The 24,832-nt window shown below is 60.1% G+C and carries 23 protein-coding genes; 7 read left to right on the plus strand and 16 right to left on the minus strand.

Going from position 1 to position 24,832, the window contains the following annotated elements; genetic code table 11:
* Positions 1-2,535, plus strand: a 2,535-nt coding sequence (locus AC3ZU9_RS28465; protein ID WP_490091655.1) for an RHS repeat-associated core domain-containing protein, incomplete at its 5' end; no start/stop codon positions are given.
* On the plus strand, positions 2,532-2,864 hold the full coding sequence (locus AC3ZU9_RS28470) for a hypothetical protein (RefSeq protein ID WP_122810567.1): 333 nt from the start codon (positions 2,532-2,534) through the stop codon (positions 2,862-2,864). The genes AC3ZU9_RS28465 and AC3ZU9_RS28470, both read left to right, overlap by 4 nt.
* A 28-nt stretch (positions 2,865-2,892) precedes the next feature.
* Here AC3ZU9_RS28470 and AC3ZU9_RS28475 read toward each other — a convergent pair whose 3' ends face one another.
* Positions 2,893-3,330, minus strand: a complete 438-nt coding sequence (locus AC3ZU9_RS28475) for a DUF3995 domain-containing protein (RefSeq protein ID WP_078048046.1) — start codon at positions 3,328-3,330, stop codon at positions 2,893-2,895.
* 93 nt (positions 3,331-3,423) lie between these two features.
* Between AC3ZU9_RS28475 and AC3ZU9_RS28480 the strand changes: the two genes are divergently transcribed.
* Positions 3,424-3,813 carry a DUF2946 domain-containing protein gene (locus AC3ZU9_RS28480; protein WP_102060331.1) on the plus strand — a complete coding sequence of 130 codons (390 nt, stop codon included), beginning with the start codon at positions 3,424-3,426 and terminating at the stop codon, positions 3,811-3,813.
* A gap of 95 nt (positions 3,814-3,908) precedes the next feature.
* The gene (locus AC3ZU9_RS28485) at positions 3,909-6,035 is read left to right on the plus strand and encodes a TonB-dependent receptor (RefSeq protein ID WP_490091656.1); all 2,127 of its coding nucleotides are present in this window, start codon (positions 3,909-3,911) and stop codon (positions 6,033-6,035) included.
* 137 nt (positions 6,036-6,172) lie between these two features.
* Here AC3ZU9_RS28485 and AC3ZU9_RS28490 read toward each other — a convergent pair whose 3' ends face one another.
* Together AC3ZU9_RS28490 and AC3ZU9_RS28495 are read right to left on the minus strand one after the other, a co-directional pair.
* Positions 6,173-7,189 carry an ABC transporter substrate-binding protein gene (locus tag AC3ZU9_RS28490; protein WP_490091657.1) on the minus strand — a complete coding sequence of 339 codons (1,017 nt, stop codon included), beginning with the start codon at positions 7,187-7,189 and terminating at the stop codon, positions 6,173-6,175.
* Positions 7,190-7,322: 133 nt separating this feature from the next.
* Positions 7,323-7,772, minus strand: a complete 450-nt coding sequence (locus AC3ZU9_RS28495; protein WP_046034041.1) for a hypothetical protein — start codon at positions 7,770-7,772, stop codon at positions 7,323-7,325.
* Positions 7,773-8,189: 417 nt separating this feature from the next.
* Between AC3ZU9_RS28495 and AC3ZU9_RS28500 the strand changes: the two genes are divergently transcribed.
* From AC3ZU9_RS28500 to AC3ZU9_RS28510, 3 genes are all read left to right on the plus strand, one after another.
* Complete coding sequence (locus AC3ZU9_RS28500) at positions 8,190-8,465, plus strand: hypothetical protein (protein ID WP_012723790.1); 276 nt, start codon at positions 8,190-8,192, stop codon at positions 8,463-8,465.
* Between the two features lie 110 nt (positions 8,466-8,575).
* Positions 8,576-8,806, plus strand: coding sequence for a hypothetical protein (locus tag AC3ZU9_RS28505; RefSeq protein WP_093546923.1), 231 nt, complete (start codon positions 8,576-8,578; stop codon positions 8,804-8,806).
* A 67-nt stretch (positions 8,807-8,873) separates the two neighbouring features.
* Entirely contained in the window at positions 8,874-9,110 is a 237-nt protein-coding gene (locus AC3ZU9_RS28510; protein ID WP_043205235.1) for a DUF2789 domain-containing protein, read from the plus strand.
* Between the two features lie 221 nt (positions 9,111-9,331).
* Here the strand turns inward: AC3ZU9_RS28510 and AC3ZU9_RS28515 are convergent, their stop codons facing one another.
* The 13 genes from AC3ZU9_RS28515 to AC3ZU9_RS28575 all read right to left on the minus strand — a co-directional run bounded on the left by AC3ZU9_RS28515 (position 9,332) and on the right by AC3ZU9_RS28575 (position 24,805).
* Complete coding sequence (locus AC3ZU9_RS28515; protein WP_490091658.1) at positions 9,332-11,008, minus strand: methyl-accepting chemotaxis protein; 1,677 nt, start codon at positions 11,006-11,008, stop codon at positions 9,332-9,334.
* A gap of 97 nt (positions 11,009-11,105) precedes the next feature.
* The gene (locus tag AC3ZU9_RS28520) at positions 11,106-11,510 is read right to left on the minus strand and encodes a TraR/DksA family transcriptional regulator (RefSeq protein ID WP_003191666.1); all 405 of its coding nucleotides are present in this window, start codon (positions 11,508-11,510) and stop codon (positions 11,106-11,108) included.
* A gap of 420 nt (positions 11,511-11,930) precedes the next feature.
* Positions 11,931-12,953, minus strand: coding sequence for an ABC transporter permease (locus AC3ZU9_RS28525; RefSeq protein ID WP_016975559.1), 1,023 nt, complete (start codon positions 12,951-12,953; stop codon positions 11,931-11,933).
* 27 nt (positions 12,954-12,980) lie between these two features.
* A complete protein-coding gene (locus AC3ZU9_RS28530) occupies positions 12,981-14,534 on the minus strand; it encodes a sugar ABC transporter ATP-binding protein (RefSeq protein ID WP_490091659.1) in 1,554 nt (517 codons plus the stop codon).
* A gap of 65 nt (positions 14,535-14,599) precedes the next feature.
* Entirely contained in the window at positions 14,600-15,535 is a 936-nt protein-coding gene (locus tag AC3ZU9_RS28535; RefSeq protein WP_012723784.1) for a sugar ABC transporter substrate-binding protein, read from the minus strand.
* Between the two features lie 48 nt (positions 15,536-15,583).
* Positions 15,584-15,760 (minus strand): hypothetical protein, encoded by a 177-nt coding sequence (locus AC3ZU9_RS28540; protein ID WP_012723783.1) that lies wholly within the window; start codon positions 15,758-15,760, stop codon positions 15,584-15,586.
* Between the two features lie 127 nt (positions 15,761-15,887).
* On the minus strand, positions 15,888-16,916 hold the full coding sequence (locus AC3ZU9_RS28545; protein WP_102060334.1) for a Gfo/Idh/MocA family protein: 1,029 nt from the start codon (positions 16,914-16,916) through the stop codon (positions 15,888-15,890).
* A 94-nt stretch (positions 16,917-17,010) separates the two neighbouring features.
* Positions 17,011-18,021, minus strand: coding sequence for a bifunctional inositol 2-dehydrogenase/D-chiro-inositol 1-dehydrogenase (gene iolG / locus AC3ZU9_RS28550; RefSeq protein ID WP_046034037.1), 1,011 nt, complete (start codon positions 18,019-18,021; stop codon positions 17,011-17,013).
* Between the two features lie 19 nt (positions 18,022-18,040).
* The gene (gene iolD, locus AC3ZU9_RS28555; RefSeq protein WP_490091660.1) at positions 18,041-19,972 is read right to left on the minus strand and encodes a 3D-(3,5/4)-trihydroxycyclohexane-1,2-dione acylhydrolase (decyclizing); all 1,932 of its coding nucleotides are present in this window, start codon (positions 19,970-19,972) and stop codon (positions 18,041-18,043) included.
* 149 nt (positions 19,973-20,121) lie between these two features.
* Complete coding sequence (locus AC3ZU9_RS28560) at positions 20,122-20,943, minus strand: TIM barrel protein (RefSeq protein ID WP_102060335.1); 822 nt, start codon at positions 20,941-20,943, stop codon at positions 20,122-20,124.
* A gap of 28 nt (positions 20,944-20,971) precedes the next feature.
* The gene (iolB, locus tag AC3ZU9_RS28565; RefSeq protein WP_012723778.1) at positions 20,972-21,760 is read right to left on the minus strand and encodes a 5-deoxy-glucuronate isomerase; all 789 of its coding nucleotides are present in this window, start codon (positions 21,758-21,760) and stop codon (positions 20,972-20,974) included.
* Entirely contained in the window at positions 21,757-22,650 is an 894-nt protein-coding gene (iolE, locus tag AC3ZU9_RS28570; protein ID WP_043205231.1) for a myo-inosose-2 dehydratase, read from the minus strand. The genes iolB and iolE overlap by 4 nt, the downstream gene beginning before the upstream one ends.
* Positions 22,651-22,867: 217 nt before the next feature.
* Positions 22,868-24,805 (minus strand): bifunctional 5-dehydro-2-deoxygluconokinase/5-dehydro-2-deoxyphosphogluconate aldolase, encoded by a 1,938-nt coding sequence (locus tag AC3ZU9_RS28575; protein WP_046034031.1) that lies wholly within the window; start codon positions 24,803-24,805, stop codon positions 22,868-22,870.
* Positions 24,806-24,832: the final 27 nt, after the last annotated feature.

The raw sequence follows: 24,832 nt of genomic DNA on the forward strand, positions 1-24,832 counted from the left end.
GTTGAGCAGGACCCGCTGGGAGCGGTGACGGCGTATCAGTACGACGAAGCCGGACGCTTGGTGGCGTTGTTTCCGGGGGAGGATGAGCCGACGACCTACGAGCATGACAACGGGTTCGTACGGGTTGTGCGGCGTGGTGAAGCGGTTTGGAAGTATGAGCGGAATGATCAGGGCGATGTGACGCGCAGGACCGATCCTGATGGTCACGCTACTGACTACAGCTACAACAAATATGGGCAGCTGGTTGGGGTTTGGTACCCGGATCACAGCTGTCAGAAGTTGGTGTGGAATGAGCGAGGGCAGTTGCTTGAGGAGCAGTTGCCGAATGGCGGGATCAAGCGTTATCGCTATGACGATCTTGGGCGGCAGGTGGCGCGGGAGGATGAACATGGGGCGCTGACCCAGTATCTGTGGGATGCAGCAGGTCGCCTGGTAAAACTGACCAATCCCGGCGGTGACACGCGCAAGTACCGCTACAACCCCTACGGAAAAATCACTTCCGAACGCGATGAACTGGGGAACGTCACCCGCTACGAATACGCCGACAGCCTGCACCTGATCAGCCGCCGCCTCAACGCCGATGGCAGCCAGGTCAACTACCGCTACGACAACGTGCGTTTGTTGCTGACCGAGATCGAAAACGAGGTTGGCGAAACCTACCGACTTCAGTACCACAGCAACGGCCTGATCCAGCAGGAAACCGGGTTTGACGGTCAGCGCACGGCCTACGTTTACGACCTCAACGGCAACCTTCAGGAAAAAACCGAACACGGCGATGACGGCAATCAGTTGGTTACCCGCTACGAGCGCGACCATGCCGGTCGACTCGTAAGAAAAACCCTGCCTGATGGCAACAACGTTGATTACGCCTACGACCGCCAGGGCAACCTCCTCAGCGTCGAAGATGGCCATTGGGCCCTGGCTTACGAATACGACGCCCAAAACCGCCTCACCGCCGAACACCAAGGCTGGGGCACCCTGCGCTACGGCTACGACACCTGCGGCCAACTAACAAACCTGCGCCTGCCCGACAACAACCGCCTCACCTTCAACCACGACAAAGGCGGCCACCTGGCCACCGTCGAACTGAACGGCGAGATCCTCACTTCGCATCTCTACAAAGCCGGCCAGGAACACCAACGCCAACAAGGCCAACTGATCAGCCACTACCACTACGACGACCAGCAACGCTTGCATGCCCACGCCGTCACCCAGCAGGAATACACCCTCTACCAACGCCACTACGACTACGACAAATCCGGCAACCTCACCCGCCTGCTCGACACCCGCAAAGGCGAGCACCACTACCACTACGACCCACTAAGCCGCCTCACCCGTGCCGACCACTCCCAAGGCGAGCCAGAACGCTTCGGCCACGACCCCGCCGGCAACCTGCTCATGCAAGACCGGCCGGGCCCCGACATCGTGGCGGGCAATCGCCTGATGATCCAAGGCGACCGCCACTACGACTACGACGCCTTCGGCAACCTCATCCGCGAACGACGCGGTAAAGGTCATCGACTTGTCACCGAATACCGTTACGACTGCCAGCATCGCCTGATCGGCCTCACCCAACCCAACGGCCAAACCGCCAGCTACCGCTACGACCCGTTTGGGCGGCGTATCAGCAAAACCGTTGATGGCCTTACGACCGAGTTCTTCTGGCAAGGCGACACACTCATCGCCGAACACCATGCGGACCGTCACCGCAGCTACCTCTATGAACCGGACAGCTTTCGTCCACTGGCTCTACTGGAAGGATTCGGCCCAAAAGAAACCAAGGTCTACCACTACCAACTTGACCACCTCGGCACCCCACAAGAACTCACCGACACCGAAGGAGAAATTGTCTGGTCCGCGCACTACCGCGCATACGGCGAAATCACCCGGCTCGACATCGGAAAAATCGACAACCCGCTGCGCTTCCAGGGCCAATACTTCGATCCAGAAAGCGGGCTGCACTACAACCGCCATCGCTACTACCATCCGGATATTGGTCGGTACCTGACACCGGATCCGGTGAAGCTGGCGGGTGGGATCAATGCGTACCAGTACGTGCCCAACCCTACAGGATGGATAGACCCGTTGGGGTTGAATAACTGCCCTGGAGAAGACGGGTGTGGGGCGGAGGTGAGTGCTAAGGATCCGGCCAAGTCGACAAAAGTGGATCCAGGAGAAGCTGAACTACCTAAAACTGGGGGAGCTGAGCGAGCAGCTAAGTATTCCTCAAACTGGAAGGTAGCAAGCTTAGATGAAAACATCGTCAAGTTTGCCGGCACTGACCCAATCGTGACGACGACAGACAAAGGCAAGAAAATCTACAAGAACCCTGCAAATGGCGTTGAAATTGTAGAGGACCTCAATGGGGACTACTTCAGAATCCATGACCCATCACAGCCGGGAAAAAGGCGCTACTTGAGTCTTGAAGGCGTGGTCCCTAACAACAAGACATCCCCTTCAGGAAAGCAAATCGGTAGAACGCAAAGCGAATACAATGAAGCCACCCACTTTAATAAAAAGGTACACAAAAAATGAAAGTAATCTGTACCCCACTTACCTTAGAGGCCATGAGTTTATTAGACGTAGACGAGTGCCCGGACTCTTTACTCGAAAGCGTTACGCTCACCCACGAAGAGTACGAACAACTTCTACAGTCAGGCGCGCTAGAAGCAATAAACACCACGCTGGGAAAAATAATTGACGACTACGAAGACGAAGTCATCTACAACCTTGAGGAGCTCAACAAAACCTTAGCGATCCTCAATAACCATCTGACGCCCGAAAACTCATCTACTATAAAAAAATTAATCGATCTAAACACCCTTGCGATCAAAAACCGAACAGGCCTCTTTTTCTTCTTCTAGCTTTTTACGTATCCCGCATTAGTCCCCCTCACCCCCACGCCACCACCAACAACCCCACCCCCAACACCAAACACAATGGCGAATAAAAATACGTATCCAACCTCGCAAACCGCGACCCACCCACCTTCTTGAAAAACCCCACCAACTCTGAATCCCCAATCGCCCTTGCAAACATCACCACGGCAATCGCGCTGATCCCCCACTGCAGCGCACCATGGGACACCGCCGAGAAGTACAGCCCAGCCCGCAGGCACACCAACAGCGCAATCGCCACCAGCCCCATCGCCACGAGGAACGTCCCCAGCGCCGAGGGCTTGAACGCTGGCTTTGGGCCGCTGGCGAATTCGCCGGGCAGTTGGGGGATGGCGGCGAGGCTGCCGAGTTTGCCGCCGGCGGCCCAGTAGAGGTGGACCATGCTGATGCAGGTAAAAACGCCGACAATCCATCGTGCGACAACAAAGCTCATGGCTGGCTCTCCCTGAAAAGGTGCGAAACAGAATAGTCGCCCTGAGATTTTCTGCAGGCATTTCGTCGGCGGCTGATGGTAAAGTGCCGCCCCATGAAACTTGCCCGTGCCGATCGCTCGCTCATTGCCTGGATGCTTTACTGCTGCGTCCTGTTCAATGTGTTCGCCTGCAGCATCGGTCATGGGCAGATGGTCGGGATGCAGCTCAATGGCATCGGCGGTCAGTTTTGTACGGTGGACCCGCGCACCCAGGCGCCCACGCCGTCCAATGCCCCTGAAGAGAATTTGCCTACACTGTCCAAGGCGTTTGGTTGTCCGCTGTGTTCCACCGGCGGCATGGGCCCGGCGCTGAGTTCCAGCCTGAATGTGGCGGTGCTGCCACAGCCTCATGCCCCCCCGCCTGCCATCGTCCTGGCTGCTGACATCCCTGCCCGCTTCACCTGGCCCACGGCCCACCCGCGTGCGCCGCCTGCCTTCGCCTGAGTCCTTCGCTTTCTGATCTGCACTGAGCGCCGTTTCCGCAAGGAAATACGGATGGCTGTGCGTTGCTTTCAAGCCAAGTTTTTCAGGATTCAACCATGAAACATCTACCCCTGTTGGCGGGCCTGTTCGGCTGCCTGCCTGTCTGCGCCTGGGCCCTTGAGTTGGCCCCGACGACCATCGATGGCGAACAAGCCGTCGAGCCCGGTTTGGCTTTGGACCAATCCAGCGGCATGGCGTCGCGGTTGGGCTTGAGCGTGCGGGAAACCCCGGCGTCAGTGGCCATCGCCACTCGCAATGACATCGAGCGCCACGGCGCCAAGACTTTCCGCGATGCGGCCAATACCTTGCCCGGCGTTAACGCCAGCGCTCCACCGGGGTTTGGCGGGTTTGTCTCCTACCGTGGCTTTACCAGCAGCCAGATCACCCAGATGTTCAACGGCGTCAACGTCGCCACCGGCCTGGCACGCCCGGTGGATGCGTGGATCTATGACCGGGTGGAGCTGGTGGGCGGCCCCTCCTCGCTGATCAACGGCGCAGGCTCAGTGGGCGGTTCGCTCAACTACGTGACCAAGCTGGCCACCCGTGAGGAACAGGCTGCCGAAGGGCAACTCACTTACGGCAGTTATGACACCGCCGGCATGGCCTTCGGTGTCAATCATGCCCTGACCGACCCCGGCGCCGAGGTGCAGCACTACGCTCGCCTGGATGTAAGCCGCAACACCAACCACAGCTACACCGACCGCGACCAGCGCGACGCCTGGAGCCTGGCGTTTTCCCTGCTCAGTGATCTCACCCCGAACCTGTCCCACACCCTGGCGCTGGAATACCAGGACGAGCATGAAGACAGCCCCTACTGGGGCACGCCGGTGCTCAACCCCAAGGTCGGCGAACTGAAGATCGACAAGCGCAACCGCTTCAACAACTACAACGTCGCCGACGGCCGCTACGAACAGCGCACGCTCTGGGTGCGTTCGATCATCGACTACCGCCTCAACGACAGCACAACGCTGAAAAACACCCTCTACCATTTGGACAGCCAGCGCGATTACCGCAACCTGGAAACCTACCAGTACAACGCCAACAACAGCGCGGTAAACCGCTCGACGGCCTATCAGGTGCGCCATCAGGGCGAACAAAACGGCAACCAGTTCGAGTGGCGCCACGAGGACCACATTTTCGGACTCTCGGCCACCTGGTCCGGCGGTTTCGAGTACAAGGTCAACAGCACTACCAACACCCCACTGAATGTGCCAGGCGACAGCGTGGTAGACCCAAACAACTTCGATCCCGGCCACTTCTATGACATCCCGCGAACCCGAGAGAACGTCGGCAAGGACAAGACCAACGAAGTCACCACCCAGGCATTATTCGTAGAGAACCGTCTGGGCCTCACCGATAAACTGTCGCTGCTGACCGGCTTGCGGTATGACGCCATCGACCTGGACGTCACCAACCACCGGGCGATAACCGCCACCAACCCCCGCCACTTCAAGCGCCGCTGGGAACCGGTGACCGGCCGCGTGGGCCTGACCTATCAGTTCATCCCCTCGGCCAATGTGTATGTGCAATACAGCACCGCCGCCGAGCAACCGACGACCACCACGCAAGTGTTTGAGGTCTCGACGGGCAAACAGTGGGAAGTGGGCAGTAAGTTCGACTACCTGGACGGTCGCGGCTCGGCCACCGTGGCGGCCTACAAGATCGAGCGCAAGGACTTTGCCGTGACCGATCCGCTGGATCCCACCAACAGCATCCCGGTCGGCGCGCAGTCTTCCAGGGGCATCGAGTTGGCGAGTTCACTGCGCATCACGCCCAGGCTGCTGGCGGAAGGCAACTTCGCCTGGGTTGACGCCGAATACGATGACTTCAATGAGAAAATCGCCAGCGGCGCGGTGGTCTCACGCAAAGGCAACACGCCCACCAACGTGCCCAAGCGCGTGGGCAACCTGTGGCTGACGTATGATTTTGCCGAGGACTGGCAAGGTGGCGTGGATGCGCGGTATGTGGCCGAGGTGTTTGCGGACAATGCCAACACCCAGACGGTTCCAGCCTACACGCTGTTCGGAACGTTCCTGCGCTATAAGGTGGACTCGCACACCTCGGTGACGGGCCGGGTGCGCAACGTGACCAATGAGGTGTATGCCGAGTTTGCGCATGTGTCGCCGGCGTATTACTTGGGCTCGCCACGAACCTTTGAGTTGGCGGTACAGACCCGGTTCTAATCTTGGAATGCAACTGAATGTGGAAGGAAGCTTGCTCCCGATAGCGGTGAATCAGTCAACCATGCCGTGACTAAGACGCTGCATCGGGAGCAAGCCCCCTCCCACACTTGATCCGCATTGAACTGAAAGATCCGTGGTTATTTCAGGCTGGCTTCAACCTTCTGCGCCACATCCTCGGTCAACCATGCCTTCCACACCTCGGGATGTTCCTTGAGAAACGCCTGGGCCACCTCACGTGGCGCGGTGTGATTTTCGCTCATGGTCGCCAAGGCTTTATTCAGCGGTTCAATCGGAAACTCGACCTTTTCAAAGAACTCGGCAATCTGCGGATGTTCCTTCTGGAACGGCGTAGAAACGCCGATACTCAACTTCGACGCCAACGACCGCGTCGGCTTCGGATCAGGGTTATCTGCATCCGTCAGGGTCTTCCACGCCTCGGCATCAAACGGCGGTTCTTCCAGCTGGATCAGCTTGTAGCGTCCCATCAGCGGCGTCGGCGACCAGTAGTAGAACAGCACCGGCTTGCCACGCCGGATCGACGAGGCAATCTCGGCATCCAGTGCCGCGCCCGAACCGCTGCGGAAGTTCACGTAGCTGTCATCCAGGCCGTAGGCCTTGAGCTTCTGTTTGTTGACCACTTCCGAGGTCCAGCCGATCGGGCTGTTGAGAAAGCGCCCCTTGCCTGGGGATTCGGGGTCCTTGAACACGTCCTTGTAATGCGCCAGGTCCGTCACGCTTTTGAGGCCCGGCGCCAGGGGCTTGATGCCTTTGGCAGGGTCACCCTTGACCACATATTCCGGCACCCACCAGCCTTCGGTTGCGCCTTTGACGGTATCGCCCAGGCCTACCACCTTGCCTTCGGCCTCAGCCTTGACCCACACCGGGCTGCGGCCGGCCCATTCTTCGCCGATCACCTGGATGTCGTTCTTCGCCAGGGCGGCTTCCAGGGTGATGGTGGTGCCCGGCAAGGTGTCGGTGGGCAGGTCGTAGCCCTTCTCGACAATCACCCGCAACACTTCAGTGATCAGACTGCCGCTTTCCCAGTTCAAGTCGGCAAAATGGATCGGTGCCTGGGCCGCTGAAACCGGCAACGTCGTCACTGACAGTGCCAGGGTCGTCAGGGATGCTGCCAACAGTGTTCTCAATCCTTTCATGCCTTCGCACCTCGCGATATCGCAGCCAATGGCGGACGGCTTTGCTGCGTATGCGCGAAGCCTCTGAACAATTAAGTCAACTCAACTGTAGTAGAGGTTCCGGGAGATAACGGGTGTTCGCTGTTTTTACTGATTATTCACTGGCCTTGAACGTCACCAGTTCACCCTTGCGCCATTTGGCGGCCTTGCCGGTCACGGCCTTCAGGGTTTTGGTCAGGCCTTCCTGCAGTTGCTCGGTGGCGGCAAATACCAGCATCACGCTGTGGCCTTCCTTGAACACAATGCCCTGGCCTTCGGCTGAAGACACAAAGGCGTATTCGCCCAAGCCATAGACGGTCAACTTGATGTCGCGGAACTTCAACTCGAACTTGCCGCCTTCACGACTCGGCAACACCGCCGCGCGGAAATGGTCACCGACTTTGAGTTCCAGGCGGGGCTTGTCATCCACCACCATCGCCGCTTCGGTATCGATTTCGGCGATGTAGATGCCTTCCGGCGTCTGCTCGGTGATGTAAACGAAACGGGATTGAAACTGTTTAACCAACTTTGCGCGCAAATCACCCAGCACGAATAACGCGTGCATATCCAGATTACTGACTGCCAAGGAAACGCCCCCACATCGAAAAGAGCGCTGTCCGCCAGAGCGGGCAGCACAAAAAAACGGCCATCACGGCACGACCACATCACTCATTCTTTGAAAAAAACTGAAGTTAATCCCGCCATCGCGCCGTAAGACGAGTGCGCACGTATGCGATAGACCTTGTGCGAGGTCATCAGGCACCACAGGAGATCACAGGTTCCACGGCACGAGAATACGCGCCGACCAACTTCAGAGAATAACCTGATTAAAAATGCAGTTTTCCGACACGCAAACACAAATAAACACACTGTCGTGGAACCGTGCGCGGGCCGGCGACAACAATACTAAAACAGCAGCAAGGATCAAAACCACTCAAAACGCTGCAATAACGTCATCCGGCTAGATCGAAAGGAGCAGGCCATGCAACGATCACCCTACAGCGCTATGTCTTCGCACACCCGTTCATCCTGTCAGGACAGCGCTCAATACTACCGTTTGAACGGCTTTGGTGGGTACTCGGATTCGGTTCTCTACCAAGTCGTACCTGCCGGCAGAAACTTTTTCCACATCCGTGAAGTGCTCAGCGGTCGAATCAAAGGCTTTCGCAGCGATCATGTCAAGGCCTGTGAGCTGGCCAAGAAACTTGAAGCCCTGTTGCAGGCCTCCCACAGCGCAATCGTTTCGTCCGCCGGGTAACTTAACTGCGCCGCCGACCCGCAACAACTGCCATACTGGCCCGTCCACTGAAGTTTGTGCCCCGCGGGCCAGGTTTCTCCAGTGCAGTTATCTCCAAGGGAAGGCTCTACGTGACGGAATTTGATATCGGCGAATTTTTCATCCATGGCGACGCAAGGGAGGTAGACGGTGAATTTCAAGCAGTGATTGTCATGCGGGCCAAGCCACCGCTGACCACTGTCACCACACACCAGGTGGAAAAAGACCGCTGGTTCAAAACCGCCGACGCCGCCGCCATCGCCGCAAAGGACGCCGCCAAGGCGTTAAAGACTGCTGTGGATGCCGGGGCCCTGAATTCCTGACATCCGATAGAACTCTACCGCGCCACAACCCTCCCATGCATAACGACCACCCTGCATGGAGAACGAAATGGACGCGCCAATCCCCACCCTTGAAACCCTGTTTGAACAATTGGGCCTGGATTCAACTCCGGAGGCCATCGATGCGTTTATCGTCGCGCACCCTTTGCCTGACGACGTGAAGTTGATCGATGCGCCTTTCTGGTCCGCACAACAGGCAAGTTTTCTCAAGGAAGAGCTGCGCGAAGACGCCGAATGGGCGATCGCGGTGGACGAACTCAACCAACGCCTGCATCAACCGCACTGACGGTAGATATCTACACAACGTTCAAAGGCTGAAAAATCTCCCTGTAGTGAGCGGGCTTGCCCCGCGCTGGGTGGCGAAGCCGCCCCAAACCAAGCGACCTAGTTCTATCTGGAACTCGGCGATGTCTTTATTGGGGCGGCTTCGCCACCCAGCGCGGGGCAAGCCCGCTCACTACAATATGTGTCGATACCTATGCCCATTCCGGAAAAGCATAATTTACGTCAGCGCCTCACAGCCTCGGGTTTATAGCCCAGGCGCAGGCCGCCCCAGTGCCGACCCTTGACCATGATCGGCACCGACAGATCGTGCATCAGCTCCCCGGTGTCGCGGGTATAGGTTTGCAGCAGAACTGCCTGTTGGTGGCTGCCACAGCGGATCCCGGTGCGGTCTTCGAACTTGCGCTTGGTGCGGTTCTGCACCGCATCCACTTGCATGTCGCCGGTCAGCGCCTGGGAAAACGCTTTGTTGTGCGTCGGCACATAGCCCTGCGGCGTGCAGGCGATGGCGAACACCAACCCTTCATGCCGTGGCAACAGCGCCTCCTGGATCGCCGGCAGCACCTGGTCGGTGTAGCCGTCAAACCGGGTGTGGTACTTGCTCGGGCTGGTGTTGGCAATCGGCGTGTAGCTGCGGTCGAACAGGTCATCCAGGCTGATGCGGTTCTGTTGCACATCAGCTTCGAATTGCGCGGCAATCCGGCTCGCACCCTCGCGGGCCAGGTCGTAGATACGCTGGTGGTAGTCATCCAGCCCGACTGCCGCCAGGCGCTCGCTGATGGTTTCGGCCTGACCCTCCATCTGCACGGCGGCATCGGCCAGTTGACGGGTTTGCTGGTCACTGACGGCCAGGTCGCTGCGCATCTGTTCCACGGCATGGAACAGGCTGTCGAGCTGGGTGCGATTGGTGTCGGTGCCCTGGGCGATTTCATTCACCTGGCCTTCCACACCCGCCGCCAGCGTTGCGATACTTTGCAACTGCTCGCCAGCGTGCTCCACCTGCTCGACGCCAGTGTGCAGGTCCGCCGAAAGCTGGCGAATCTGCTCCACCACCTGGGCGGTACGTTGCTGGATATCCGCCACCATCACGCCCACTTCATCGGTGGCCGTGGCCGTGCGGCCGGCCAGCCCGCGCACTTCATCCGCGACCACCGCGAAGCCACGACCGTGTTCACCGGCCCGCGCCGCTTCAATGGCCGCATTGAGCGCCAGCAAGTTGGTCTGGCTGGCGATGGACTGGATCACCAGGGTCACCCGCTGGATTTCTTCACTGCGCAGGCTCAAGGCTTCGATCAGTTCACGGCTCGCGTTGGCGCGCTGGCTGAGTAGGTGCATGCGGGTAATTGATTGGGCCAGCACTTCGCGGCCCTCGGTGCTGCGCTGATGGGCTTGGCTCGCGGCTTCCAGAGCCTCACGACTGAGTTGGGAGGTGATCTTTTCGGTGCCAATCATCACTTCGGCACTGCTGACAATCTGCTTGGCGGCGCTCAACTGCGACTGCAACCGGGCGGCCAGTTGCTTGACCGAATAGGCCACGCCGGCAGCGGACAATGCGTTATGGCTGGTGGTGTGGGACAGGTCGCGAGTCAGCTCGCCAATGGCATCGACGGCCTCGGCACACGCTATAACCGGCGTGCGGCGTTTCAGCTGAGGCAGCCAGATCACCAGCAAGGCCAGTGGCAGGCAGAGGTACAGCGGCAGGCTGGCAAACGCCAGGCCCAGCAGTAGCAACACCAGGGCGGCGCTCTGCATCAGCTGCGTGAACCAGCCGGGCAACCCGCGCACCACCGGTTGCGGTGGCACTGCTGCGCCCATCAGAGATCCGTCTCCAGCCATCTTCGCCACCCCACTGCTTGTCGTTATTGTCACTGCATTAAACGCCACTATCGGGCCATTATCCATGGGCCTTTAGTGGGGTAGCTTGCAGCAGATCAATAGAGGGGGTGTAACGGGGTCTTTCCCTGGGGGAACGGCGTGGCGATCCCCCAGCTTCACCGCATCAGGCTTGGCGCTGATGCTTGTCGATCTGCTCGTGGCGCTCTTGCGCTTCGATGCAGTATTTGGTGGTTGGGCTGATCAGCAGGCGCTTGAGGCCAATAGGCTCGCCGCTGTCATCGCACCAGCCAAAAGAATCTTCCTTGATGCGTTCCAGTGCACGCTCAAGTTGCGGCAGCATGCGCTGGTCGCGGTCGATGGCATTGACCAGCCAAGTGCGCTCTTCTTCCACGGAAGCGGCGTCAGCCGGGTCAGCCGGGGTGTCCAGGCTTTCAATGGCGATGCGGTTCTGTTCGATGCGCTCGTGGTGTTCCACTTTCATGTCTTGCAGCAACTTCTCGAAAAAAGCGTGCTGTTCGGCATTCATGTAGTCATCCGCCGGCATGGCCAGCAACTTTTCCTTTGTCATTGATTTCTCTATAAAAAATACGTGCATTAAGGCGAATAAGGGAGCGTTCCGGTCGACCTCTGCAGGTCTCGGAAAGGCGCCGTCCATTTCAAGCGCCACCCGGCACTCAATTTACGAGGGGCGGCAGTCTAAGGCCGACTTGAGGGCGCAGCAACTGAAATGACAGGCAATTTTTCCGAGATAACCCCAAAAGGCACCAGGACGGGCTTGGCGAATGGTTATCGGAGTGCGTTTATAGCAAGAAATTCAGTGTTGTGGAGCTATATAGAAGACAAACGGTTAGAACGGCCTGATAAAGATCAAGTGTGGGCGTCGGGCTTGCCCGCGATGCAGGCGACTCGGTCGGTCAGGGCTACCGAGTGGATGCAATCGCAGGCAAGCCAGCGCCCACATTTGATGTGTGTTGGCCGTAAGACGATCTCAGCGTTTGAGCTTGCGCTTGTTGCGATACTGGTCAATCACCACTGCGACCACAATGATCAGGCCCTTGATGATGTCCTGGATATAAGCGTCCACCCCGACAAAGGTAAACCCGCTGGCCATCACCCCGAGGATCAGCGCGCCGATCACAGTACCGGTAATGCGCCCTACCCCGCCCGCCAGGCTGGTGCCGCCGATCACCGCCGCGGCAATCGCATCCAGCTCATAGGACATGCCCATGCCGGCCTGACCCGTCGCAGCGCGAGCCGACGCCACGACCCCCGCCAAACCTGCGAGCAAGCCGGCGATGCTGTAGACGATGATCAGATGACGCTTGACGTTGATCCCCGAAGTCCGCGCCGCCTGCATGTTGCCGCCGATGGCGTAGGTGTACTTGCCGTACTTGGTGTAGCGCAAGGCGATGTGGAAGATCACCGCCACCACCAGGAAGATGATCACCGGCATCGCGCCATGGCCGATGGCCGTGTACGAGTCCGACAGCATACTCACCGGCTGGCCTTCGGTGTAATAACGCGCCAGGCCGCGCGCCGAGACCATCATGCCCAAGGTGGCGATAAACGGTGGGATACCGGTAACGGCGATGATGCTGCCATTGATCGCACCCGCCAACAGCCCCACACCCAGCCCCATGGCCACCGGGATCCACACCGGCAAGTCGGTCAGGCTCGGGAATACCGCCCGGGAAAAATCGGACGTCTGCGCCAAACTGGCGGCGATCATCGCCGACAATGCCAGCACCGAGCCGGAGGACAGGTCGATACCGGTGGTGATGATCACCTGGGTCACGCCGATGGCCAGCAGCCCAATGATCGACACCTGCAGGATCATCAGCACCAGGCGCTGGGAGTTCATCAGGAAGCTCTGGTCACGCACGATCCAGCCGAACAATTCAAACACCAGGCCGATACCGATCAGCACCAGGAAGATGCTCAGCTCGGTGGGCATGCGTCGACGACTCTTGGTTGGCACCGTCGCCGGTTTGTTATCCGTTATTGCGTTCATAGCCAATCACCTTTTTTATTCTGTACGTCAGTGGACTGCCGTCATCCCGGAGGCCAACTGCATGACTTTTTCCTGGGTCGCTTCGCTGCGATCCAAGGTGCCCATCAATTCGCCTTCGTGCATCACCATGACCCGGTCGCTCATGCCCAGCACTTCGGGCAGCTCGGAGGAAATCATGATCACCGCCATGCCTTCGCTGGCCAGGAACGAGATCAAACGATAGATCTCGGCCTTGGCGCCCACGTCGATGCCCCGCGTGGGTTCATCGAGGATCAGCAGGCGCGGGTTGGTCATCAGCCAGCGCGCCAGCAACGCCTTCTGCTGGTTACCGCCGGACAAGGTGTCGATGCACTGTTCAAGGGACGGGGTTTTCACCCGCAGCTTCTTGCACATGTCTTCGCACAGCGCACGCAGGGCTTTCTGCTGGATAAAGCCGTTACCCGAGTAGTGCGGCAGCACGGCCATCTCCATGTTTTCCAGCACCGAGAGGCACGGGAACAGGCCGCTGAGCTTGCGGTCCTCGGTCAGCAGCGCAAAGCCCTTCTCGATGGCCATGTGCGGGTCGCTGATACGCACCGCCTTCCCGTCCAGTTCAATCTTCCCGCCGTCGCTTGGGGTGATGCCGAAAATGGTTTCCGCCACGTTGGTGCGGCCTGAGCCCATCAACCCGGCGATGCCGAGGATCTCGCCGGCATGCAGGTCAAAGGAGACGTCCTTGAACACACCGTCCAGGCGCAGGTCGCGGACCGACAGCAGCAGGTCGCCGATCGGCGTCTCGCGCACCGGGAACAACTGGCTCAGTTCACGGCCGACCATCATCGAGATCAGGCTGTCGCTGTTCATGCTGTCGGCGCGTTGCAAGCCGATATAGTGGCCGTCACGAAACACCGCCACTTCATCGGCGATGGCAAACACTTCGTTCATTTTATGCGTGATGTAGACGATGCCTTTGCCCTGGGCCTTGAGGTCGGCAATGATCGAAAACAGGTGGGCCACTTCCTTCTCGGTAATGGCCGACGTCGGTTCATCCATGATCAGGATGTCGGAGTCGTAGGACACGGCCTTGGCAATCTCGACCATCTGCCGCTCGGCGATGCTCAGGTTGCCCACGTGTTCCTCGGGGTCCAGGTTGATGCGCAGGCGTGCCAGCAATTCTGCCGTGCAGCGGTGCATTTCGCGGTGGTTGACCATGTGCAGGCTGTTGAGCTGCTCGCGGCCGATCCAGATGTTCTCGGCGATGCTCATGTGCGGCATCAGGTTGAGTTCCTGGTGGATCATCGCGATCCCGGCCTTCTGGGCCGCCAGGGGCGTTTCAAATACGATCGGCTTGCCGCGCAGGCGAATTTCCCCGGCGTCGGGCTGGTAGATGCCGGCGATGATTTTCATCAGCGTGGATTTGCCCGCACCGTTCTCGCCCATCAGCGCCAGCACCGTGCCAGGGCGTACGCGCAATTGCACGTCGGCCAGGGCCACGACGCCGGGAAAGCCTTTTCTGATGTTGACGATTTCCAGCAGGTAGGGTTCGTCCAGCGGCAACGGCTGGAGGCCGGGGGGCTGCGAGACAGCGGCTTGAGCGAGCATAGGGAGGTACTCCATCGGCAGGGCGGGCACGACCGCCCTGCCGGTTTATTGTTGTTATGTCAGGGCTACTTGAACTGGGCGACGTTTTCCGGAGTGATCAGTTGGAACGGAATAATCACGTTCTGCTCGACCGGCTCCTTCTTGGCCATTTTGCGCGCCGCTTCCACCGATCCCACCGCCTGACCCTTGGCGTCCTGGAACGCCGACGCGGCCATGTCACCCTTGGTGATCGCGTTCAGACCGTCCGGGGTGCCGTCGACACCTGCGATCAGCACGCTGCCCGGCTTGGTACCCGCCGACTTCAGGGCCATGGACGCACCGATGGCCATCTCATCGTTGTTGGCCAACACGGCGTTGAATTCGCGACCTTGGGTCAGCCAGTCGTTGACCAGGGTCATGCCCTTGTCACGCAGCCAGATGCCGGTCTGTTCCTGTTCGATCTTGATGTCCGGGTATTTGGCCAGCACCTCCTTCACGCCCTTGGTGCGGTTGGTGGTGGAGTTGTTCGCCAGGTCACCCAGCAGGATCACAATCTTGCCCTTGCCGCCGAGTTTCTCAGCGATGTATTGCATTTGCAGGCGACCCGCCTCGATGTCATCGGAGGTCACCGCGACCACATCCTTGGGCAAGTCTTTCTGGTCGGGACGGCGGTTGACGAAGACCAGCGGGATGCCCGCCTTGGTCGCCGCATTGATGATGTTCTTGGTCGAGGCGGTATCCACCGGGTTGACGATGATCGCGTCGACTTTCTGACTGATAAAGTTCTCGACCTGGCTCAGTTGCTTGACCACATCGGCACGCGCGTCCTCGAACTGCAGCTGCACGCCATCGCCCTTGGGATAGGACTTGGCTTGCTTGTCCATGTCTTCGCGCAGGTAAGTCAGGAAGGTGTCATCGAAGGCGGACATGCTCACGCCTATCTTCAAGTCGGCAGCCGAGGCAAAACCACTGGCCAGCAGCATGGACAAGGCCAGCGCGGTAAAACGGATCGGGGTCTTCATGAACGGTCTGTCTCCACTTTCTTGTTGGTTTTTTGGACGTTGCGTTTTTCAGAGCTCGGCAGGCAGCCGGACGACCGGTGCGCCTGGAATGCAGCACACCAGCGCGCCTTTGTTTTCGACGCACAGCACATTAAGGAAGGAGAAGTAGAACGGCCGGGCGCGGGGCAGGCCGCGTGGCGTGTGGGCAGGGCGTAAAACTCGCAGTACAGCGTTGAAGATTTTCATCTGACGGTACCTGGTTGTTTTTGATCTTGTTTTTGTTGAGTCGTGCGAATCGAGTCCGAACGTACTTTATGCAACCTGGAAAAGACTTTATTGGAAAATAATTTCCATATCAACCTGTTTTAGAATTTTATTCTATTTTTGTTGAAACCACCTGCTGGCGCTCGGCGCTCAGGCGTGCGGCGTCCAATATACGGGTGGTTTCCAGCGCATCATAGGCGTCCACCGGCAACGGCCCCTGCCCTTGCACGGCCACTTGCAACTGCCGATAGAACTGCGTCCAGCAGCCCTTCTCCGACGGCACTCGCTCGCGTTCCGGGCCTTGTTCGAACCAGCCCCAACGTCGGTGTTCTTCAGCGCCCCAATGCTCGCCTTCGGTCTTCGGCGACTTGCCGGCCATCAAGGCGTCTTCCTGGCCGTCCAAACCGTCGACGGTGTAGCAGCCGGCGGTGCCGCTGACCCTGAAACGCGGGGCCTGGCTGTTTTGCAAGGCATTGCCCCACAGGTGAGAGATCACCCCGTTGGCATGGGTCAGGGAGACAAAGAAGCCATGATCCACGGTGGGGTGTTCGGCGGTGTAGTGCAGTTGGGCGAACACCCGATCTACCGGCCCGAACAGTTGCAGGGCCTGATCGACCAAATGGCTGCCCAGGTCGCGCAGCCAGCCGCCACCGCTGGCGTTGCCCACGGCTTGCGGGCTGTAGCGTTCCACGCGGGATTCGAAACGGGTGATGGTGCCCAGAGCGCCGGCGTCGATGAGTTTGCGCAGGGTCAAGTAGTCCGAGTCCCAGCGCCGGTTCTGGTAGACACTGAGCAAAGAGCCCTGGCGTTCAGCCGCAGTGATCAGGGCTTGGGCCTGTTCGGCGTTGGCGGCGAAAGGTTTGTCGCTGACCACCGCAACGCCGTGTTCGATGGCTTCCAGCACTAATGCGGGACGCCCTTTAAGCGTGGTGGAGATCACCAGCGCATCGACCCCGGCTTCGACGATCTGGCCGATGGAGTCAAAGGCCTTGAGGCCGGGGTGGTCGGTTGCCAATTGCTGGCGGCGCTCTGCGGAACGCGTCACCACCCCGACAAAGGTGGCGCCTGGCAGTGTGGCAATCAGCGGCGCATGAAAGAAGCGCCCTCCGTGGCCGTAGCCGACTAGACCGATTCTCATACATTCACTCCTTGCTTGAAGTGGAAACCCGATTCAAATGTGGGAGGGGCTTGCCCCCTCCCACATTGAGTGGATACCACCTGTGGAACTGTGGTTAGCCGTAGAAACGTGGGCGATCCGGCAAGCTCATCTTCACAATCTGCTCACTGCCCTGCGCTTCGATACACGCATCCGCCGCCACCGCCGCCGCGAACCCGTCCCACGCCGACGGCCCGCCGACCTGCCCGGCGCGCACGCTGTCGATGAACGCCTGCAACTCCACGTCGTATGCACCGATAAACCGGTCCTTCCAGTCCATCAGAATCGCATTGGACAGCTTCGCCCCGCTGCGCAGTTGCACCTGGGATGGCTCCGGCAGTTTGGCGATACCGGTCTCCCCCACTACTTCGCACTGGATGTCGTAGCCGTACTGGCAGTTGACAAACACTTCCACATCGATGCGCGTGCCCTTGGCGGTTTCCAGCAGCACGATCTGCGGGTCACGCAAGTGCGCCAGGGCCTTGCTGGATTTGCGCGGGAACACCACTTGCACCGACACGTAGTCATCGTTGAGCAACCAACGCAATACATCCAGTTCGTGGATCAGGGTGTCGGTGATCGCCATGTCGGTCTTGTAGTTCTCGCCCACCGTGGGGTTGCGGTGCGCGCAGTGCAGCATCAACGGCTCGCCGATCTGGCCACTGTCGATCACCGCTTTGAGGGCGCGATAGCCTTCGTCGTACGGGCGCATGAAGCCGACCTGCACCAGGCGCTTGCCGTAGGCCACCTCGGCGTCGACGATCCGGCGACACCCCTCGGCGGTGACCGCCAGGGGTTTTTCGCAGAACACCGGTTTGCCGGCGGCGATGGCGGCGAGCACGAACTCTTCGTGGCTCGGGCCCCAGGAGGTGACGAGCACCGCCTCGACCTGCGGCGAATTGATCAAGGCATGGCCGTCGGGGTACACCTCGGCGTCCAGATTGAGGTCCGCAACCACCTTGGCGGCCTGCTCAAGGTTGATGTCGGTCACCGCCACCACCTGGCTGTTGAGCAAAGTCTGGCTGCAACGACGAATATGGTCCCGGCCGATGGCGCCTGTACCGATCACTCCAAGCTTCAAAGACATACAAACACTCCTCTTGTTATTAGTACTGCCGGGCCTTCGCCAGGTGTTCATTGAGTTTTTTTGCGGCGGCATTCGTGCGTTCGCTGGTGGACACCTGCGCCACGCCCACGCGCCACCACGAGAGGTAGCCGTGGATCATGGTCTTGGGCAGCACCTTGATATCAATCAGCGTCGACACCGTTTGCGTACGCGCGTCCGCCAGCGCCGATTCCAGTTGTTCCACGGTGCTGACCTTGTAGGTCTTGCAGCCATAAGCCGCCGCGCTCATGGCGAAATCCACCGGGACCAGGCCACCATCGAGCTTGCCGCTCTCAGGGTTGCGGAAGCGGAATTCGGTGCCGAAGCTGTCCATGCCATTGCCGATCTGCAGGTTGTTGATACAGCCGAAAGCCATGTTGTCGAGCAGCACCACGTTGATCTTGCGCCGCTCTTGGATCGAGGTGGCCAGCTCCGAGTGCAGCATCATGTAGGAGCCATCGCCGACCAGGGCGTAGACCTCCTTGGTTGGTTCGGCGAGTTTCACGCCCAGGGCGGCGTTGATCTCGTAGCCCATGCACGAATAGCCGTATTCGACGTGGTAGGTGTTGACGCCCTTGCTGCGCCACGCGCGCTGCAGGTCGCCGGGCAGGCTGCCGGCGGCGGCGACGATGATGGCGTCATCCGCCAGGCTCTGGTTGAGCACGCCCAGCACGCGGCTTTGGGTCAGGCACGAGCCGGTCAGCTCGATGAATTCCCGCAGCACCGCACGGTCCAGGTGGTCGTCGACCTCCGGCACGAAGCCGTCGCCGGCGTATTCCACCTGATGCACGCGGTCCACTTCGGCATCCAGCTGCGCCTTGGCGTCGCGCACCTGCTCGCCCCAGCCGGAACGGTAGTCGCCCAGGGCATCGGCGAGCGCTTCAAGCGCGACCTGCGCGTCGGCCAGTACCTGCACGCCGTCGAGCTTCAGGGCGTCGCACGGGCTGATATTGAGGTTGAGAAACGTCACCTCGGCGTGCTTGAACAGTGATTTGGACGAGGTGGTGAAATCGGTGTAGCGCGTGCCGATCCCAATGATCAGGTCGGCCTCGGGCGCCAGCAGGTTCGCCGCCAGGCAGCCGGTTTCACCGATCCCGCCCACGTTCAACGGGTGACTGGAGACGACAGCACTCTTGCCCGCCTGGGTCTCGGCAAAGGGAATCTCAAAACGCTCGGCAAACGCTTGCAGCGCGGCATTGGCGCCGGAGTACTTCACGCCGCCACCGCAGATGATCAGCGGTTTGCGTTTGCCTCGGAACGCCGCCAGCGCGTCACCGATCATCGCGGCAGTGGCCGGGCGACGCTCAATACGGTGCACGCGTTTCTGCAGGAAGTAATCGGGATAGTCCCAGGCCTCGGCCTGCACATCCTGGGGCAATGCCAGGGTCACGGCGCCGGTTTCGGCCGGGTCGGTGAGCACGCGCATGGCGTGGATCGCAGCGGTCATCAACTGCTCGGGGCGGTTGATGCGGTCCCAGTATTTGCTCACCGAGCGAAAGGCATCGTTGGTGCTGATGCTCAGGTCGTGGAACTGTTCGATCTGTTGCAGCACCGGGTCGGGCTGACGGCTGGCGTAGACGTCGCCCGGCAACAGCAGCAACGGAATACGGTTGGCCGTGGCGGTCGCGGCGGCGGTGAGCATATTGGCCGCACCGGGCCCGACCGAGGCGGTGCACGCGTAGATCTTGCGGCGCAGGTGCTGCTTGGCGAAACCGATGGCCGCGTGGGCCATGCCTTGCTCGTTGCGACCCTGATGCACGACAAGGTCACCGCTGTCCTGCTCCAGGGCCTGGCCCAGGCCCAGCACATTGCCGTGGCCGAAAATCGTGAACACCCCGGCGACAAATTTGCTCTGCACGCCATCGACTTCGATGTATTGGTTATCCAGGAACTTCACCAGGGCCTGGGCCATGGTCAATCTTGTCGTGGTCATCACTTGCACCTTGTGTGAATGCAATTCGATTGGTCAACACCGATCCAATGTGGGAGCTGGCTTGCCTGCGATAGCGGTGTGTCAGGCAATGAATCTGTATGTGATAAATCGCTATCGCAGGCAAGCCAGCTCCCACAGGTTGATCGGTGTCAGGTTCGAGAATTTTGCAAATGGGCGATGCTTGCACCCAAGGCTTGCTGGATGTCGGCCAGGCCATGCACGCTCTCGGAAAACGGCTCGAACGACAGGTAGCCGCTGTAGCCGCTGCTGAGCAAGGTGTCGATCTGCGCCGCGTTGCCGAGGATGTCGCCCTCGCCCACCAGCACGCGGTGGCCGTCGCGAATCGAATTCAGCGGTGCCTCGGCATCTTCCACGCCGGAGATATGCACCAGGCCGGTGAGTTCCGGAAAGAACTCATGTTCGCTGGCCAGGTGATGGTGAAAGGTGTCGTGCACCAGGCGGAACACATCCAGGCCGCCGATGGACTGGATCGCGTCCACCGCCACGCGTTTGCGGCGCATCGCGCACTCTTCAAAACCCAGGGGTTCGATAAAACCGAGAATCCCGTATTCGCGCAGGATCGGCGCCAGCTCGCTCAGGGCGGTGCGCAAGCCGGCAGCGCGCTGGGCTTCATTGCGCGTATCACCCGGCTCGTTGAACGGGCACATCACCAGGCCCTGGGCGCCGCATTCGCGCGCGTAGGTCGCCAGCGTGATCGCCTGGGCACGGCGTTCGTCGTTCCACACATCAAAGGGGTACAACGCGTTGATCGACAGCACCGTAATGCCTTGCACCGCGCACAGTTCGCGCACGCGGCTGGCCGGGGTGCCGAATTCAATTTGTCTGTCCGCCAGGTCGTTGCGGATCTCGATGGCATCGCACTTGAGCGCTACCGCCAATTGGATGAAATCCGGCAGGGACAATTGGGGCGCGACCATGCGGTTAAGGGCGAAACGTAAAGGCGATTTCATTGTTGTTGTTCTCCGTCCAAACCGCTGATTAAAGGTCCAGCAGCCAGCTGTGCTGCGGGTCGTTATGGAAATGCCAGGCGCGCTTGGGGCCGGCCATTACGTTGAGGTAATAGGACTCGTAGCCATACGGCACGCTGACCGGGTGATAGCCCTTGGGCACCACCACCAGGTCGCTGTTTTCCACCGCCATGGCCTGGTCGATGCTGCGGTCGTCGGTGTAGACACGCTGGAACACAAAGCCCTGGGGCGGGTTGACTTGGTGGTAGTAGGTCTCTTCAAGGAAACTCTGGTGCGGCAAGTCGTCGGTGTCGTGTTTATGCGGCGGGTAGCTCGACGAGTGCCCGGACGGCGTGCGCACCTCCACCACCAGCAGCGAATGCGCCGGCTCGCTGTCAGGCAGGATGTCGCACACGTAGCGGGTGTTGGCGCCTTTACCGCGCACGCTGCGCTTGCAGTTTTCCGGGCGGATCAGGCGTGGTTCGTAGCCTTCTGTGCCGGGAGCGGCGCAGACGGCAATCTGTACATCGCTCAAGGCGGTAACTTGCGCATCGGTGCCCGGTGGCAGGTAGGCGGCGAACGGGGATTTGTCTTCAAACACCGACTGGCGATCCCCCAGGTTCTGCCAGTTGAAGCCTTCGCCCTCAATGTTCACCCGGCCGCTTAGCAGCACCAGGCACAGCTCCTGATCACCGGCGCTGACCGGCAGGGTTTCGCCGAGGCTCAGGCGGTAGGCGGCAAAGCCCACGTACTCCAGGCGCCCTTCTTCCAGGGCGACCATGGTTTTTCCGCGTTTGCTGCTTTTGACCAACAAGCTCATTTTCCGGTCCTCTCATTCAACAGAGCACGTAAGGTGTCGTAGCCTTTTTTCGCATAGATATAGCTCGGCGCCACAGCCGGGTCCTGCTCGGCCTCCACCACCAGCCAGCCTTGGTATTGGGCGGCGAGCAGCACATCGAGCAATTCGGCAAAGTCGATATCGCCATCGCCGGGCACGGTGAAGGTGCCGTTGACGATGCAATCCGGAAAACTCCACATCTGGTTGCGCGCCAGTTGCACCACAGGTTTGCGCACGTCCTTGAAGTGCACGTGGCAGATACGCCCGATATGCTTGCGCAGCACGTCAATCGGCTCGCCGCCGCCCATGTAGCAGTGGCCGGAATCGAACAGCAGGCCGACTTCCGGGCCGGTACGGTTCATCAGTTGGTCGATGTCTTCCGGGGATTCAACATAAGCGCCCATGTGGTGGTGGTACGCCAGGCGCACGCCCTGGGACAGGGTAAAACGCGCCAGTTCGGTGAGTTTGTCAGCGTAGTCCTGCCAGGCCTGTTCGCTGTGGAAACGTGGGCGTTCGATCAGGCGGATGCGCGAGCCCTGGATCGAGTCGGCCACCTCGCCGTACACCAGCACCGTGGCGCCGTTCTGTTTGAGCAGCTCGACATGACCGGCGATGGCTTCGATTTCCTCGGCCACCGAGCGACGGGCCAGGCGGCTGGAGTACCAACCGGAGACCAACGCCAGGTCGTAGGGGCGCAACACGTCGCCGACGCCCTTGGCATCCTTGGGGAATTTACCGTTGAGTTCGAAGCCTTCGTAGCCGATCTCCTTGCCTTCGCTCAGGGCGGTGCTCAGGGGCGTTTCACCGCCCAGGGCCGGCAGGTCGTCGTTGCTCCAGGAGATCGGGTTGATGCCAATTCGGATTGCGGGCATGGCTGCACCTTTATTATTTTCAGGTATCACTGAGATCTGCTTTATGTGGAAGCTGGGTTGCTGTGGTGAGGGGGGGATTGTCCCGCGACGGGTTAGTCGCAGAGCCGGTGGGGCTGCTTCGCAGCCCAGCGCGGGGCAAGCCCGCTCACCACAAAAGCCCGCTCACCACAAAAAGCCCCCTCCCACATTGGATTGCATTTCAAATTAAGAACGGGTTTTAGCCTCGGGCACTGCGCCAGGCATTGATCAGTTGCTCGAAGGTGGCTTGCACCCGCTGGACCAGGGTCTCGTCATCAATCTCCCCCGCCATCCACGCCCGGCTCGGTTCCTGGAAGATCGTGCGACCCACGGCAAAACCCCGGCAGGTCGTACTCTGGCTGGCTTGCTGGAAGCCATCGGCGAGGAACTCGGCCGAGGCATTCAGGCCCAGCAGCACCACGCCTCGGCAGTACGGGTCGCGCTCCTGGATCAGCTCGTCGAGCTTCTTCCAGTCCTCGGCCGACTGCGCCTCGATCTTCCACCACGCCGGGTAGATGCCCAGGTTGTACAGGCGCTTGAGGCTGCGATAGAGCACGTCGGGGTAAGTGGACGGGTGATCCTTGGGCGGGATGACTTCCAGCAGCAGTTCATGGCCGCTGACGATAGACGCCTCGTACACCGCCTTGAGTTGCGCTTCCTGTTCCAGGCGCAGCAGCGGCTCGTCGTCCGGGTGGAATTGCACCAGGCACTTGATGATTTGTTCCTGGGGCCAGGCAATCAGGTTGCTGCCCACCGAGCGGCCATGTTCGAACGCCAGCGGCCGCGAGTTCTGCACCTCCACCGGGCGCGCGATCCACCAGCCGCGACCGCTGGCGGCGTTGAGGGCGTCCTGGCCGAAGCGCTGGTCGGCGAGCAGGCCGACGTCGGCTTCCACGCCTTGCTCAGCGAGTTTTTGCTCGACGCGTTCGATGGCCTGGATAAACAGTTGCTTGATGGCGCTGATGCGCGTCGTGTCTTGTCCACCTTTCTGCGCCAGGTCCACCAACTGCCAGCGGTGGTCAAAGGCAAACACGAACAGTTGCTTCCAGTTCTTGCGCGGCACCGTCACGCGGTGCAGGCGCTGCAGCGTCACGTCCTGATCCGGGCGCGTAATCGGCACCGGGCTGTTGAACAGGTACTCGAGCTCCGCAGGCGTCGGCATCGCCGGCGCACAGGCGTGCCGCGAAACGACCAGGCCGCCGCAGGCATTGGCCAACTGGCTGCACCGTTCATCACTCGCATCGTTGATCCAGCCACTGAGGAACCCCGACATGAACGCATCGCCGGCGCCCAGCACATTGAGCACTTCCACACGCACACCGGGGTAGATGGCGCCGTCTTCCAACCGCGCGGGAATGGCGCCGTGGATGACTGTGCAACCCTGCGGACCGAGCTTGACCACCAGGGTCGCCGGGGTCAATTCGCGCACCTTACGCAAGGCGGTGAGCAAGTCTTCGCTGCCCCCCGCAATCAGGAATTCTTCTTCGGTGCCGACGATCAAGTCGAAGCGCGGCAGGATTTTCTGCACGTGCTGGCTGACATTCTGATCGGCGACAAAACGGGTTTCGCCGTCGGCCTTGCCTGCCAGACCCCACAGCACCGGGCGGTAGTCGATATCCAGCACGCGCTTGACGTTGTGCTTGGCCGCGTAATCCAGCGCCTGGATGCTGGCCTTGTACACGCCGTCGGTGGAAAAATGCGTGCCGGTGATCAGCAGGGCTTTGCTCGAGGCGATAAAGGCTTCGTTGATGTCTTCGGCACGCAAGGCCATGTCGGCGCAGTTTTCGCGGTAGAACACCAAAGGGAAGGTTTCGCGGTCCTTGAGGCCGAGCAACACCAGGGCGGTGAGGCGCTCCGGGTCGACCTTGATGCCGCTGACATCGCAGCCTTCACGCGCCAGGGATTCCACCAGGAAGCGCCCCATATGGTCGTCGCCGACCCGGCTCAACATCGCCGACTTGAGCCCCAGCCGCGCGGTGCCGAAAGCGATGTTGGCGGAGGATCCGCCGAGGTACTTGGCAAAGCTGGATACGTCCTCAAGCCGCGCACCCACTTGCTGTGCATAGAGGTCGACGCCCAGGCGCCCGAGGCAAATCAGATCCAATTGACGCCCACTGGCAAAACGAGTCTGGCCCATGCTGGCTCCTGTTATTTTTATCAGCCT

This window comes from Pseudomonas sp. A39, assembly GCF_058145955.1.